The 13398-nt window shown below is 70.2% G+C and carries 12 protein-coding genes; 8 read left to right on the top strand and 4 right to left on the bottom strand.

The window, feature by feature from the left end:
- Window positions 1-9: 9 nt before the first annotated feature.
- From accC to OZ403_RS05645, 3 genes are read left to right on the top strand one after another with little or no spacing between them, the layout of a single operon-like run.
- Window positions 10-1527, top strand: a complete 1518-nt coding sequence (accC, locus tag OZ403_RS05655; RefSeq protein ID WP_268783648.1) for an acetyl-CoA carboxylase biotin carboxylase subunit — start codon at window positions 10-12, stop codon at window positions 1525-1527.
- Window positions 1528-1549: 22 nt separating this feature from the next.
- Window positions 1550-2059 carry a biotin/lipoyl-containing protein gene (locus OZ403_RS39435; RefSeq protein WP_140788002.1) on the top strand — a complete coding sequence of 170 codons (510 nt, stop codon included), beginning with the start codon at window positions 1550-1552 and terminating at the stop codon, window positions 2057-2059.
- 4 nt (window positions 2060-2063) lie between these two features.
- Entirely contained in the window at window positions 2064-2579 is a 516-nt protein-coding gene (locus OZ403_RS05645) for a YfbM family protein (protein ID WP_140797399.1), read from the top strand.
- Between the two features lie 18 nt (window positions 2580-2597).
- Here OZ403_RS05645 and OZ403_RS05640 read toward each other — a convergent pair whose 3' ends face one another.
- Window positions 2598-3374: a TSUP family transporter gene (locus tag OZ403_RS05640; protein WP_140787998.1), complete on the bottom strand. Its 777-nt coding sequence runs from the start codon at window positions 3372-3374 to the stop codon at window positions 2598-2600.
- Window positions 3375-3509: 135 nt separating this feature from the next.
- Here OZ403_RS05640 and OZ403_RS05635 point away from each other — a divergent pair, with 135 nt between their 5' ends.
- The 3 genes from OZ403_RS05635 (at window position 3510) to yhbY (ending at window position 7364) form a co-directional block, all read left to right on the top strand.
- Window positions 3510-4322: a hypothetical protein gene (locus OZ403_RS05635; protein WP_268783647.1), complete on the top strand. Its 813-nt coding sequence runs from the start codon at window positions 3510-3512 to the stop codon at window positions 4320-4322.
- A 99-nt stretch (window positions 4323-4421) separates the two neighbouring features.
- Entirely contained in the window at window positions 4422-7010 is a 2589-nt protein-coding gene (locus OZ403_RS05630) for a DnaJ domain-containing protein (protein WP_140787994.1), read from the top strand.
- Between the two features lie 63 nt (window positions 7011-7073).
- The gene (yhbY, locus tag OZ403_RS05625; protein ID WP_140787992.1) at window positions 7074-7364 is read left to right on the top strand and encodes a ribosome assembly RNA-binding protein YhbY; all 291 of its coding nucleotides are present in this window, start codon (window positions 7074-7076) and stop codon (window positions 7362-7364) included.
- A gap of 52 nt (window positions 7365-7416) precedes the next feature.
- Here the strand turns inward: yhbY and OZ403_RS05620 are convergent, their stop codons facing one another.
- A complete protein-coding gene (locus OZ403_RS05620) occupies window positions 7417-8727 on the bottom strand; it encodes a neutral/alkaline non-lysosomal ceramidase N-terminal domain-containing protein (protein WP_140853181.1) in 1311 nt (436 codons plus the stop codon).
- Window positions 8728-8871: 144 nt separating this feature from the next.
- On the opposite strand from OZ403_RS05620, the gene purF reads away from it, so the two are divergent.
- A complete protein-coding gene (purF, locus tag OZ403_RS05615) occupies window positions 8872-10260 on the top strand; it encodes an amidophosphoribosyltransferase (protein ID WP_237078063.1) in 1389 nt (462 codons plus the stop codon).
- Between the two features lie 66 nt (window positions 10261-10326).
- Here purF and OZ403_RS05610 read toward each other — a convergent pair whose 3' ends face one another.
- Both OZ403_RS05610 and wecB read right to left on the bottom strand, forming a co-directional pair.
- Window positions 10327-11316 (bottom strand): RluA family pseudouridine synthase, encoded by a 990-nt coding sequence (locus OZ403_RS05610; protein ID WP_268783646.1) that lies wholly within the window; start codon window positions 11314-11316, stop codon window positions 10327-10329.
- A 101-nt stretch (window positions 11317-11417) separates the two neighbouring features.
- Entirely contained in the window at window positions 11418-12548 is a 1131-nt protein-coding gene (gene wecB, locus OZ403_RS05605) for a non-hydrolyzing UDP-N-acetylglucosamine 2-epimerase (protein WP_090485004.1), read from the bottom strand.
- Window positions 12549-12655: 107 nt separating this feature from the next.
- Here wecB and kdsB point away from each other — a divergent pair, with 107 nt between their 5' ends.
- A complete protein-coding gene (gene kdsB, locus OZ403_RS05600; RefSeq protein ID WP_140853180.1) occupies window positions 12656-13396 on the top strand; it encodes a 3-deoxy-manno-octulosonate cytidylyltransferase in 741 nt (246 codons plus the stop codon).
- Window positions 13397-13398: the final 2 nt, after the last annotated feature.

Raw genomic sequence — 13398 nt, 5'->3', positions numbered from 1 at the left:
ACGGGCCCCATGCCCAAGATCCGCAAAGTGCTCGTCGCCAATCGCGGCGAGATCGCCATCCGGGTGATGCGCACGTGCAAGGAACTCGGCATCGCCACGGTGGCGGTGTACTCGGAGGCGGACCGCTCCGCCCTGCATGTGCGCACGGCTGACCAGGCCATCTTCGTGGGGCCCCCGCCTTCGCGTGAGAGCTACCTGGTGCAGCAGCGCATCCTCGACGCCGCGAAGCAGGCCGGCGCGGATGCCATCCACCCCGGCTACGGCTTCCTCTCCGAGAACGCCGCCTTCGTCCGCGCGTGTGACGCCGCAGGCCTGACATTCATCGGCCCGCCCGCCTCCGCCATGGACTCCATGGGCGAGAAGACGCGCGCCCGCGCGAACATGATCAAAGCGGGCGTGCCCGTGGTGCCCGGCACCACCGAGCCCGTCGCCTCCGTCGAAGAAGCGCGCGCCTACGTGGAGAAGATTGGCTTCCCCGTCATGCTCAAGGCCGCGGGCGGCGGCGGTGGCAAGGGCATGCGCAAGGTGGAGCGCATGGAGGACTTCGAGTCCTCGTGGCGCGCCGCCAAGAGCGAGGCCCTCAACGCCTTCGGCAACGACGCCGTCTACATCGAGAAGTACCTGGAGAAGCCACACCACGTGGAGATCCAGGTCTTCGCGGACCAGTACGGCAACACCATCCACCTGAACGAGCGCGAGTGCTCGGCGCAGCGCCGGCACCAGAAGGTGGTGGAGGAGACGCCCAGCCCCATCCTCACGCCGGAGCTGCGCGCGAAGATGGGCGAGGTCGCGGTGAAGGCGGCCAAGGCCGTCAACTACGTGGGCGCCGGGACGGTGGAGTTCCTGGTGGACGTGCACCGCAACTTCTACTTCCTGGAGATGAACACCCGCCTCCAGGTGGAGCACCCGGTGACGGAGTGGGTGACGGGCCTGGACCTGGTGGCCATGCAGATCAAGGCCGCCGAGGGCGAGAAGCTCGGCCTCACCGAGGCCCCCACGCCGCGCGGTCACTCGATTGAAGTCCGCGTGTACGCGGAGGACCCGAGCCGCAACTTCATGCCCAGCCCGGGCAAGATTACGTACCTGCGCGTGCCCGGTGGACCGAACGTGCGTGACGATTCGGGCGTGTTCCCCGGGTACACGGTGCCCAACGTCTACGACCCGATGATTTCCAAGCTGTCCGTGTGGGCCCCCACGCGGCGCGAGGCCATCGCGCGCACGCAGCGCGCGCTGTCCGAGTACGTGGTGAAGGGCATCACCACCAACATCCGCTACCTGAAGGCCATCCTGGCGCACCCCGAGTTCATCGAGGGCGACTACGACACCAGCTTCCTCACCCGCCAGCACGATGCGCTGCTGGGCGCGGAGGACCCGAAGCTGAGCGAGATGGCACTGCTGGCCAGCGTGGTGCACACGTACCAGAAGGACCAGAAGCGCGCGAAGACCCTGCCCAGCGCCAGTGGCGGCCAGGACGGTGGCAACGGCGGCGTCTCCCCCTGGAAGCAGGCGCTGCGCACGCGCCGCTAACCCCCAGCTCGGAAGGACTTCCATGCGTTACTTCACGAAGCAGCAGGGCCAGAAGGAAGCGGTTCCGGTGGACCTGGAGCCCCTGGGGAACGACCAGTTCAAAATCACCGTGGGCGCCACCACGTACCAGGTGGACGCGCTGGCGCTGGAGCACGGCACGCTGTCCATGTTGGTGGACGGCCAGTCGTACAACGTCGAGTTCGAGGAGAACGGCGACGAGATTGGCGTGCTCCTGCGCGGCCAGGTGAACCGCATCGACGTGGCGGATGAACGCCGGCTCCGGCTGCGCGCGGCCAACGCGGCCTTCTCCGTCGAAGGCAAGCAGCTGGTCACCGCGCCCATGCCGGGCAAGGTGGTGAAGGTGCTGGTGAAGGTGGGCGACGAGGTGAAGGAGGGCCAGGGCCTCGTGGTGGTGGAAGCCATGAAGATGGAGAACGAGCTCAAGAGCCCGAAGGCGGGCAAGGTGACGGAGCTGTTCGCCAAGGAAGGCACCGCCGTGGAGAACAACGCCAAGCTGGTGGTGGTGGAATAGCTCCATGGAGATGCTCTGCACCCTGCGCAGCGCCACCGAGGCCCAACGCGTTGCCCTGCTCCAGGCCCCCGAACGGCTGGAGGACTTCGTCGACGATGACGAGGACTTCGGTGACCCGAAGGGCTCGGCGTTCCTGGAGTTGGACATCGGTGAGGCGTGGCATGGCCTCCAGTACCTGCTGACCGGAACGCCGTGGGAAGGCAGCGCGCCGCTGGACTTCCTGGTGCGTGGCGGCGAGGACGTGGGCGACATCCCTTCCGAGGAAGGCACCGCGCGCGTCTTCACGCCGGCCCAGGTGCAGGCCCTGGCCACGGCGCTTCAGCAGGTGACGGGGAAGACGCTGCGCGCGCGCTACGACGCGTCCGCCATGCAGGCCCAGGACATCTACCCCGGGACATGGGATGAGCCCGAGGCCGAGGTCGATCCACTGGAGGAGCTGCTCTCCTACTTCGAGGAGCTCCAGAAGTTCATGGCCGCCGTGGCGAAGCGCCGTGAGGCGCTGCTGGTGCACATCGGCTGACGGCGGGGTGACGGCCTCTCAGGCGGTCACCACGTCGTGCCCCAGCTTGAGCACCAGGGCCAGCACCACGCCCAGCACCACCTTGCGCACCAGTTTGTCGCCGCCCTTCACGGCCAGGTGCGCGCCCAGGTAGGCGCCCGCGAACTGGGCGCCGGCCATGGGCAGCGCCACCTTCCACAGCACCACGCCCTTGAAGGCGAACAACGCGACGGAGGCGAGGTTGGAGGCGAAGTTCACCACCTTCGCATCCGCGGACGCGCGCGCCAGGCCATGTCCCAGCAGGGACGAGAAGGCCACGATGAGGAACGTCCCCGTCCCCGGTCCGAAGAAGCCGTCGTAGGTGCCGATGACCAACGCGATGAGCGCGCCAATGGCCCGTGCGCGCGCGGGCGGCCCGGGCTCCGGCGTGTCCCCCGGACGCGGTGACTTGCGGAAGGCGAGGAACACCGCCACCGCGATGAGCAGCACCAGCACCAGCGGCTTGAGCACTTCCGGCTTCACCAGCAGCACCAGCGCCGCGCCCCCGAAGGCCCCACCAAGGCCGAAGGGGAACGTCACCCGCGCCAGGTTCCCATCCACCAGCCCCGCGCGGGAGAAGCGCACCAGCGCGGCGAACGAGCCGAAGACGGACTGCCCCTTGTTGGTGCCCAGCGCCACGTGGGGCGGAAGGCCCGCGGCCAGCAGCGCGGGAAGGGAGATGAGCCCGCCGCCCCCCGCGATGGCATCCACCATGCCGGCAATCAGCGCGGCGACGCACAGCAGGATGAGGTGCAGCGCACTGACGTCCACGTCCACCGGGGTGAACCTCCTCGCGGGCGGCGCCTGGGTACCATGGGCCCGGCCCGCCGCCCATGACCGCCCGCTTCTTGCGTCACCGCGCACCTTGGGCGTCAATGCCGGGACGACTCCGCTCCCCCCGCCGAGGTCCCCGTGCTCGCTTCCTTCCTCACCGTACTGGCGCTCACCCTGGGCTCGGTTCCGCTTCCGCAGGACCCGTCCAAGCCGACGTGCCGCACCATCGACGGCAAGGTGTCCTGCGGCTATGGGTGCAAGTCGGACGGACAGCGGGTGCGGTGCGCGCAGACACCGCAGGGCCACTGCCAGGTGATTGACGGGCAGGCGGTCTGCTTCGACCCGCCGGCCTACGTGCAGAAGGCCTATGGCGCGGCGCTGCCGAAGCCGGAGTGTCAGAGCATCGATGGGGTGGTGGCGTGTGGCTACAACTGCGCCACGCAGCCCGGCCGGGTGAAGTGCGCACAGTCCCCCGCGGGCGTCTGCCGGGGCCGGGGTGGCGAGGTGGAGTGCTTCGACCCGCCCGCCGTGGTGTTCGCCGTGTACGGCAAGGACACGCCCACCGCCCAGTGCAACAGCAACGCCATGGAACTGACGTGTGGCTACGGCTGCATCAGCGCCTCGGAGGGGGTTCGCTGTGCCCGGACGCCCGCGGGCGTCTGCAAGCTGGCCGGTGGCAACATCACCTGCTTCGACCCGTCCCCCGCCGCCCTGTGCGCCTGGAAGCGCGAACTGCCCGCGCCGCAGTGCAAGAACACCGAGGCGGGCCCGGTGTGTGGGTACAACTGCACCAACGCCTTCTCGAAGGCGGCCTGTGCGTCCACCCCGGACGGGCTGTGCAAGGTCTTCGACAGCGAGGTGTACTGCTTTGACCCGCCCGCTGAACAGAAGGCGGATGCGGCGTGCCTGGCAGCGCTCGGGCTGGCGGCACTGGATGGCGCGGAGCCCTGAGTCGAAGTAAGGGGCTCGCGCTCCGGCGCTCTGCTTTGATGCGACGGAGGACAGCGGTAGGGTTCGCTTTTCTCGCAGGACGAAGGAGCAAGGCCGCGCATGGCGGAGGGTGAGGTCCGGCAGTACTGGGTCCGCAACGACAGGGGCACCATGTGGGGGCCCCTCACCCTGCCGACCATTGAACTGCTCATCGAAAGCGGCTCCATCCAGGGCCGGCTCCAGATGTCCGAGGACGGGCTCAACTTCGCCTTTCCCTGGCGCTTCCCGGAAGCGCGCGAGGTCGTTCCCCGCGAACTGTGGGGCCCGGGCGCACCGCCCGTCTCCGCCTCGGAACAGGCCGCACCGGGCGCTCCCGTGGGCGTGGCCCCCAGAGCGCCCGTCATGGGGGGGCCAGGTGTCCGGTCCGCGGCAGGCCCCGGTGTCGTGCCAAGCGCGGGCCCAGGTGCGCCCATCGCGGGTCCAGGTGTCCGCCCAGCCGCGGGTCCTGGCGCGGCTCCCATCGCGGGTCCCGGTGTCCGGCCCGCGGCGGGCCCTGGGGCGGCCCCCATGGCGGGTCCTGGTGCTCGGGCCACTGTGGACCCCGCGCGGCGTCCCGTGGCGCCCACCCAGCAGGCCCGTCCTCCCGGAGCGGTGCCACCGCCGCCCGTGGCGGGAGCCGCGCGTCCGCCGAGCGCGCCCCCCGCGAGCCCGGCCCCGGCGTCCGCCCCCGTGGCGGTGCCCGCGGTGGAGGGCGATGACGCAGCACCGGAGATTCCGGCCCTCGGCCAGTTCGAGCAGCTCTCCCCCATCCGCCTCTATGGCCGCATCGCCGCGCGGGAGCAGACAGGGCTGCTGTCACTGACGCTGGCGGACCGCGTCGTCCAGATTCACTTCCGCAAGGGCAACCCGGAGTTCGTCGACTCGTCCCATCCCGAAGAAGCGCTCGGACCGTCACTGGTCGCGGCGCGGCTGCTCACGCCCGAGCAGCTTCAGCAGGCCGAGCTCGCGCTGGAGCGCTTTGGCGGAGACCTGCTCACGGCGCTCTTCGGTCTGGGTCTGCTCCAACCGGCCACCGCCTTCGCCATCCTGGCGCAGCGCGCGGGCGGCATTCTCTCCAGGGGCCTGCGGGCTGAGACCGGGACGTTCACCTTCGAGCTGAAGGACCTGCCCTCGCACAAGGCGATGCCGCTGGGCCACCGCTGGGCCGTGCTGAGCGACACGGTGCGCCGGATTTCCTCCGCGGACCTCAAGCGCCGGCTGGCCCCGGTGCTCCAGCTTCCCATCATGAAGTCCGGTGGCGTCGTGGCCGCGAGCGAGCTGCGCCTCACGCCGCACGAGGTCCGCGCGCTCACGGTCATCGACGGCGTGCGCTCGGTCGCGCAGTTGCTGGCGGACTTCGCGCAGGACTCGGACCACCTGCTGCGGCTCGCGTTCCTGCTCAAGGAGCTGGACTCGGTGTCGTTCGCCGGACTGGCCAGGACGGCGCAGGATGTGGGCCCACAGGCCACGGGGGCCCCGCACGCCGCGGGTGCGCAGCGTCCCGTCGGAGCCGGACCGAACGTCGCGGGAGGTCCGCAGCCCCCGGGTGCCGCACACGCGAATGCCTCCGCGCAACAGCGTCCCGCTGGAGCCGCTCCGAACGTCGCGGGAGGTCCGCAGCCCGCCGGGGTGGCGCACGCCACCGGCGCCGTGCCCCAACGCCCCGTGGCAGGAGCAACGCCCGCGGCAGGTCCAGGTGCCCCGCGCCCCGCGGGCACGGTCCCAACCGCCGGCCCCGGTGCCACCGCCGCGCCCCCGCCCGTCGCCGGCCCCGGTGCCACCGCCGCGCGCCCGCCCATCGCCGGCCCCGGTGCCACCGCCCCACGCCCGGTGGGCACGGCCCCAGCCGCCGGCCCCGGCGCCACCGCCGCGCGTCCCCCGGTCGCCGGGCCCGGCGCCCAGCCCCGTCCGCCGCCGTCCCTGTCCGCACAGGGCGCGCAGCGTCCAGCCGCTCCCGCCGCCGCGGCGACGCCCGCGAATGCACCGGGTGCTGAAGAGATTCCCGCCCTGCGCCAGCTCACGATGGCGATGAAGCAGCAGAACCACTTCCAGCGGCTCGGGCTGACGGAGCAGACGAACGCCAGCGCGGTGAAGATCGCGTACTTCCGCCTGGCCAAGCTCTACCACCCGGACACGCTCCCGCAGGGGGCGCCGCCGGAGCTGGAGAAACTGAAGGCGGAGGTCTTCGCGTATATCGGCGACGCCTACCGCACCCTCTCCGACGACAACAGCCGCGCCAGCTACATCGAGGAACTCAAGAGCGGCGGCAGCGGAGACGGGGTGGACATCAACGGCATCCTCATGGCGGAGGAGCTGTTCCAGAAGTCCTGCATCCTGGTGAAGGCGCGCAAGTTCCCGGACGCCGTGAAGATGCTGGACGAGGCCATCAAGCTGAACCCGGAGGAAGCGGAGTTCTACGCGTGGCGTGGCTACGCGCGCTTCTTCACGGCGGCGGACAAGAAGGCCGCCCAGCCCGAAGCCTTCCGGGAAATCCTGAACGCCATCAAACGCAACGAGCGCTGCGCCCCCGCGCACTACTTCCTGGGCGTCATCGCCAAGCTGAGTGGCGACGCACAGGGCTCGCTCAAGCACTTCAAGCGCACCGTGGAGCTTCAGCCGGACCACATCGACGCGCAGCGAGAGATCCGCATGGCGTCGCAGAAGAAGTAGGGTGCGCCCCCCGACGGTGGGGCCCAGGAGGCTCCACCCGAAACCACGAAGGAGAGAAGGAACGTGCCGCTCACTGGGAAGCAACGCCGCCATCTGCGCGCGCTAGGACACCACCTGGAGCCGGTGGTCATCGTCGGTCAGGCCGGCGTCACCGAGGGTGTCATCGCCGCCATCGAGCAGGCGCTGCAGGACCACGAGCTCATCAAGGTGAAAATCAACGAGGGCCCGGAGACGCGCCAGGAAGCCGCGGCGCGCATCGCCGAGGGCGCCCAGGCGGAGCTCGCGCAGCTGCTGGGCCGCACCGCGCTCCTGTTCAAGAAGCGCAAGAAGGACTCCAAGTTCGAGAAGTTCTAGCCAGCCTCGAGCCGGCCGCGCCGCGGAAAGTCCTCCGCGGCGCCCGGCCGCCTCAAGGCGTGAAGCCCGCCGCCCCGGCCACGAACTCCGCCGCCACGCTCAGCCGCTCCAGCAGCGCGGGCCCGAAGTACTGGCGCCTGGACTCCCCCAGTCCCCCCTGCACGTTCGCCGCCGTCTCCACGTAGCCCACGTAACCATCCGCCAGGCCCAACACGCCCGTGGCACCGGTCCGCCGCAGCAACTCCACGCCCGCGGCCACGCTGGGCTCACCCGGCACCGCCACCAGCTTCAGCGGCCCCAGCATCAGCGCGCCCACCTCCGCCAGACGCGGCGCGGATTCACACAGCAGGTTGTCCCCCGCCGCCCGCGTCAGCGCCGGCACCAACCGCGAAGCGTCCGGACGTGGCATGGCCGCATCGGCGCGCGCCAGGGACAGCCGCACTGTCTCCCCCACGGGTGACAAGGGCGCATCGCCGGCCAGCTCCGCCAGGGCATGCGCGAAGCCCGACACCCGCTCCAGCCCCTGCCCTTCCGAGTACGCCACCGTCGCATTACCCCCCGCGCCCTGCAGCAACAGCGTCACGCCGCTGCCCGCCTCCTCGCGTAGCGCGCTGAGCCGGCCGGGGTAGTCAGGGTCGACGTAGGCGCGGCGACGCGGCACCATCGTCGGGTGCGCGGCGAAGAGCAGCAGCTCCGCCACCGGTCCCTCCTGCCCCCGGAACACCGCGCGCGTCAGGACGCCATCCGGCTTCTCGCCACCGCTGCGGGAGATGACGAACTTCTGCTGCCGCGCCTCGCCGACCTCCAGCGACACCGGGGCGAGCGACGCGGCCGCCTGGGCCAGTGCGTCCCCCGCCGCAGTGGTGATGGCATCCACCACGTCTTCCCGGTAGCGCCCGGTGCCGGACAGCTGGGCCACCCACCGCGAGTCATACCCGCCCAACGACGAATGCGTGTGCGTGGCCAGGACCAGCACATCCTCCAGCCCCGAGGCCCGCGCGCGCTCACGCACCCGCGTGGCCAGCACGTCCGGAATGAGGAGCAGGTCCAACGACACCAGCCCCACCTGTGTCCCTCCTGCCTCCAGCACCACCGCGCGCGCGTAGAGCGGCACGTCGGCCTGGTCCGCCTCGGGCCGTGGCGGCGTATAACCGGCCACCACCACTGGGAAAGGCGGCGCGAGCGCCACCTTCGCCGCGCCCGCGCGCAGCGGCCCTTCGCCATGAACCTGTGACACAAGGACTGGCGCGCGCTCGGCCCAACTGCCACACCAGTTCCAGGACGCCAGCGAATACGCGGCCCCCACGGTAAGCAACACCAGGGGAAACAGGGAACGCCAGCGGGCCAGTCGCGAGGATGCCATGCGCGAGCCAGACTACCCCCAGGGCCTGGACTTTGGGACGCCTGACTGCCCACATGAAACGACTCTGGCGTCGGGTGGAATACCCACCAGAGAGGCATGCGTTCCTGTTCCGCTCACCGCTTGAAAGGAGTAAGGCAGCGCGCCATGTGCGGCATCTTCGGAATCGTGGGGCACGCTGAGGCCTCCAACCTGACGTACCTGGGACTGCACGCCCTCCAGCACCGGGGGCAGGAGTCCGCGGGCATTGTCGCCTCTGACGGGATGGGGCTTCGCGCTCACCGGCAGATGGGACTCGTTGCCGACATCTTCGATGCGCCGGTGCTCGCCGACCTGCCTGGGCAGGCGGCCATCGGCCATGTGCGCTACTCCACCGCTGGAGGCAGCGCCCTCAAGAACGCCCAGCCGCTCTTCGTGCAGTACGCGGGCGGGCAGTGCGCCATCGCGCACAACGGCAACCTGGTGAACGCGGCCGAGCTGAAGCAGCAGCTCGAGGCCGACGGCGCCATCTTCCAGTCCGACGCGGACACGGAAGTCATCCTGCACCTGCTGGCGCGCTCCAAGCAGGCGACCTTCGAGCAGAAGCTCGTGGAGGCGCTGCGCAAGGTGACGGGCGCCTACAGCCTCCTGGTGCTCACGGAGAACAAGCTCGTCGCGGTGCGGGACCCGCACGGCATCCGGCCGCTGGTGCTGGGACGGATGAAGGAAGGCGCCTACGTGCTGGCCAGCGAGTCGACCGCGCTGGACCTCATCGAGGCGGAAATCGTGCGCGAGCTGGAGCCGGGCGAGCTGCTCGTCATCGAGAACGGGCTGATGCGCACCAGCAAGCCCTTCGCGGAGCCGCCGCGACAGGCGCGCTGCATCTTCGAGCACGTGTACTTCGCGCGGCCGGACTCCACGCTGTTCGGCAGCAACGTGTACGAAGTGCGCAAGGAAATGGGCCGTCAGCTCGCGAAGGAGCAGCCCGCGCCCGCCGCGGACCTGGTCATCGCGGTGCCGGACTCGGGCGTGCCGGCGGCCATCGGCTTCGCGCAGGCCAGCGGCATCCCCTACGACGTGGGCCTCATCCGCAGCCACTACGTGGGCCGCACCTTCATCGAGCCGCAGCAGTCCATCCGCCACTTCGGCGTGAAGCTGAAGCTGTCCGCGGTGCGGCAGGTGCTCAAGGGCAAGCGCGTGGTGGTGGTGGACGACTCCATCGTCCGCGGCACCACGAGCCGCAAAATCGTGAAGATGATCAAGGCGGCGGGCGCGGTGGAGGTGCACCTGCGCATCTCCTCGCCGCCCACGAAGTGGCCCTGCTACTACGGCATCGACACGCCGAGCCGTCAGGAGCTCATCGCCGCGACGCACAGCCTGGAGGAGATTGCCACGTACGTGACGGCGGACTCGCTCGGCTACATCTCCCAGGAAGGCCTGGGCCGTGCGGTGGGCGACCCGGAGCGCAGCACCTTCTGCACCGCCTGCTTCTCCGGCAAGTACCTCATCGGCGACTTCGGCGAGGAACGCGCCGAGCCCAGCAAGCTCACCGCCTGACGTCACCACCGGCTTCACGCCCCTGGCCCCCTGCCCGCTTCATTCCGGGCTGGGGGCCTTCGCGTTTCAGGCCGGCAAAGCCACGGGCCGGCCTTCAATGAAGGCGGTGAGGTCCGCTGGCAGGGGCGCCTCGAACACCACCTCCTGGCCAGAGCCTGGGTGCGGGAAGGCGATGCGCGCGGCGTGCAGCGCTTGACGGGGCAGGCGCAGCCGCGGCCACGCCTCGGGCTCCAGACAGTGCTTGCTGAAGCGGTCGAAGTAGCCCGGGTCCGGCCCGTACATCTTGTCGCCCACGAGCGGGAAGCCCGCGTGGTGCAGGTGGATGCGAATCTGGTGCTGACGCCCCGTCTCCGGGAAGCAGCGCAGCAGCGCGAAGGGCGCGCCGTCCCGCGTGAAGCGCTGAAGCACCTGGAAGCGCGTGCGGCTCTCCTTGCCCTCTACCGGATCGATGCGCACGGCGATGCGGATGAGCTCGGTGCCCTCCGCGATGGGCGCATCCACGGTGAACGTGTCCTCGGACGGGTGCCCTTCACAGAGCGCCAGGTACTCCTTGTGCACGTCACGCGAGACGAACAGCCGACCCAACACCCGGCATGACTCCGTGGTGCGCCCGCAGACGACCAGGCCGCTGGTCTCCCTGTCCAACCGGTGCGCGGGCTCGGCGAAGCGCTCACCGAAGCGCTCTCGCAGGAGCGTGACGAGGGTGCCCTTGTGGTAGCGCGCCGTGGGGTGGATGGGCAGACCCGCGGGCTTGTCCAGCACCAGCAGCCAGTCGTCCTGGAACACCACGGGCAATTCCGTGGGCGTGTCCGGCTCCTCGCTGGCGCGGCGGCGGATGCGGAAGGCCAGTCCTGGATACACCGGCGTGGACGGCTTCAGGCGCCGCTCCTCGCAGATGACGCCCCTCAGGATGACGCCCTGGAGCCGCTCCCGCGTCATCCGGCGGAGCTTCTCACCCAGATACTCATCCAGCCGCCACCCCGCGTAGTTCGGCTCGACGACGTAGCGGATGTCGACGTAGCCCTCGGGGGCTTCTTCCTGCGGTGCGCTGTGCATGGGCCTGCCAGCGCTCTAACACGGCGGGCCCTCCTGCACAGGCGGGGACGGGCGCGCGGGCGGGCCCACGCAGCGCCGGGGCCCCTACCCGCCCATTGCCATCAGGCCGAGGCCGCCTGAATCGGCCGGTCCTCGACGCCCAGGAAGCTCGCGAACAGGTCCGCGATGCGCTCGGCGGCGCGGCCATCCCAGAACTCGGGCACGCGGCCCTGCTTGCCTTCACCATCCAGCACGCGGTCGGCGGCCAGACGGATGCGGACCGGGTCAGTGCCCACCACCTCGTTGGAGCCCTCCTCCACGGTGATGGGGCGCTCGGTCTGCTCGCGCAGGGTGAGGCACGGGATGCCCATGGCCGTCGTCTCCTCCTGGAGGCCGCCGGAGTCGGTGAGCACCAGGCGCGCCTTCGACGTGAGCGCCAGGAAGTCCAGGTAGCCCATGGGCTCCACGGGCCGCAGGTTCGGCGTGCGCTCGAACCACGTGTTCAGGCCATGCTCCGAAATCACCTTCCGCGTGCGCGGGTGCACCGGGAAGATGACCGGCAGGCGCGTGGCGACGTGGGCCACCGCGGACAGGAGGCCGCCCAGAATCTTGGGGTCGTCCACGTTGGAGGGCCGGTGCAGCGTGCACACCGCGTAGCCGTGGGGGATGAGCCCCAGGTCCTTGAGCAGCGGCAGCTTGTCGGCCTTCTCGCGCGAGGCGAAGAGCGAGTCGATCATCACGTTGCCCACGAAGTGGATGCGGGCCGGGTCGGTGCCTTCCTTGAGCAGGTTGGCGTCCGCGTCACGTGACGGCGTCAGCAGCAGGTCCGACAGGCGGTCGGTGACGAGGCGGTTGATCTCCTCCGGTTGGTGTGGCGAGTAGCTGCGCAGCCCCGCTTCGACGTGTGCCAGGGGGATGCCCAGCTTCGACGTCACCAGCGCCGCCGCGATGGTGCTGTTCACATCGCCCACCACAGAGACCAGCGCTGGAGGGTGGGCTAGGAAAACCTTTTCCAGCTCCACCATCATGCGTGCCGTCTGCTGCGCATGGCTGCCCGACCCGATGCCCAGATGGACGTCCGGGGCGGGCAGGCCGAGGTCGGCGAAGAACACGTCGCTCATCTTGGCGTCGTAGTGTTGCCCCGTGTGGACAAGAATTTGCTCCAGGGGAGTACGCTCGGCGATGGCGCGATAGATGGGCGCGACCTTCATGAAGTTCGGACGCGCCCCAACGATATGAATGACCTTCTTCATGTTGCGACCAAAGCTAGGCACTGGAGCCGCGCTGGCCAGTGTCCGATGATGCGAATGTCCAATCCCGGGGGCCGGCATTCGTCGCGAACCCGATAGACGGAGGGGTCATGCAATCTTGCCGGACCGTTGCAGTCATTCCCGCCCGACATGCCAGCACCCGCTTCCCGGGCAAGCCGCTGGCGATCATCGCCGGCCGAACAATGATTGAGCACGTCTGGCGCCGCTGTCAGGAGGCCCAGGCCTTCGACGAGGTGTGGGTTGCCACCGATGACGACCGCATTCGCGCCGCTGTGGAGGGCTTTGGCGGCAAGGCGGTGATGACCAGCCCCGCCTGTGCCACGGGGACGGATCGGGTCGCCGAGGTGGCGCTCGGCCGTCCAGACATCGACATCTGGGTGAACGTCCAGGGAGACGAGCCCCTGGTGGACCCCGCCGCGCTCCAGCGGCTGGCGGGCCTCTTCCAGGACCCGTCCGTGCGGATGGGCACCCTGGTCCGCCCGCTCGAAGCGGACGAAGCCGCCAGCCCGCACGTGGTGAAGGCGGTGCTCGCGCTCAACGGCGACGCGCTCTACTTCAGCCGCAGCCTGGTACCCCACGCCCGCGAGCCGAACACGCCCGTCCAGCGCTGGGGCCACATCGGCCTCTACGGCTACCGGCGCGAGGTGCTGCTGTCGCTGGCGAAGCTGGCGCCCACGCCGCTGGAGGACGCGGAGAAGCTGGAGCAGCTCCGCGCGCTGGAGCACGGCATCCCCATCCGCTGCGCGAAGGTCACCTCGCACACGGTGGCCGTCGACCTCCCCGGTGACGTGGAGAAGGTGGAGGCCCTCATGCGCGCGCGGGGCGGCTGACC

This window comes from Myxococcus sp. NMCA1, assembly GCF_026810205.1.
Classification (GTDB): domain Bacteria; phylum Myxococcota; class Myxococcia; order Myxococcales; family Myxococcaceae; genus Myxococcus; species Myxococcus xanthus_A.
Note: the sequence above shows the minus strand (reverse complement) of the source record. Positions and strands in the feature narration are given on the sequence as shown.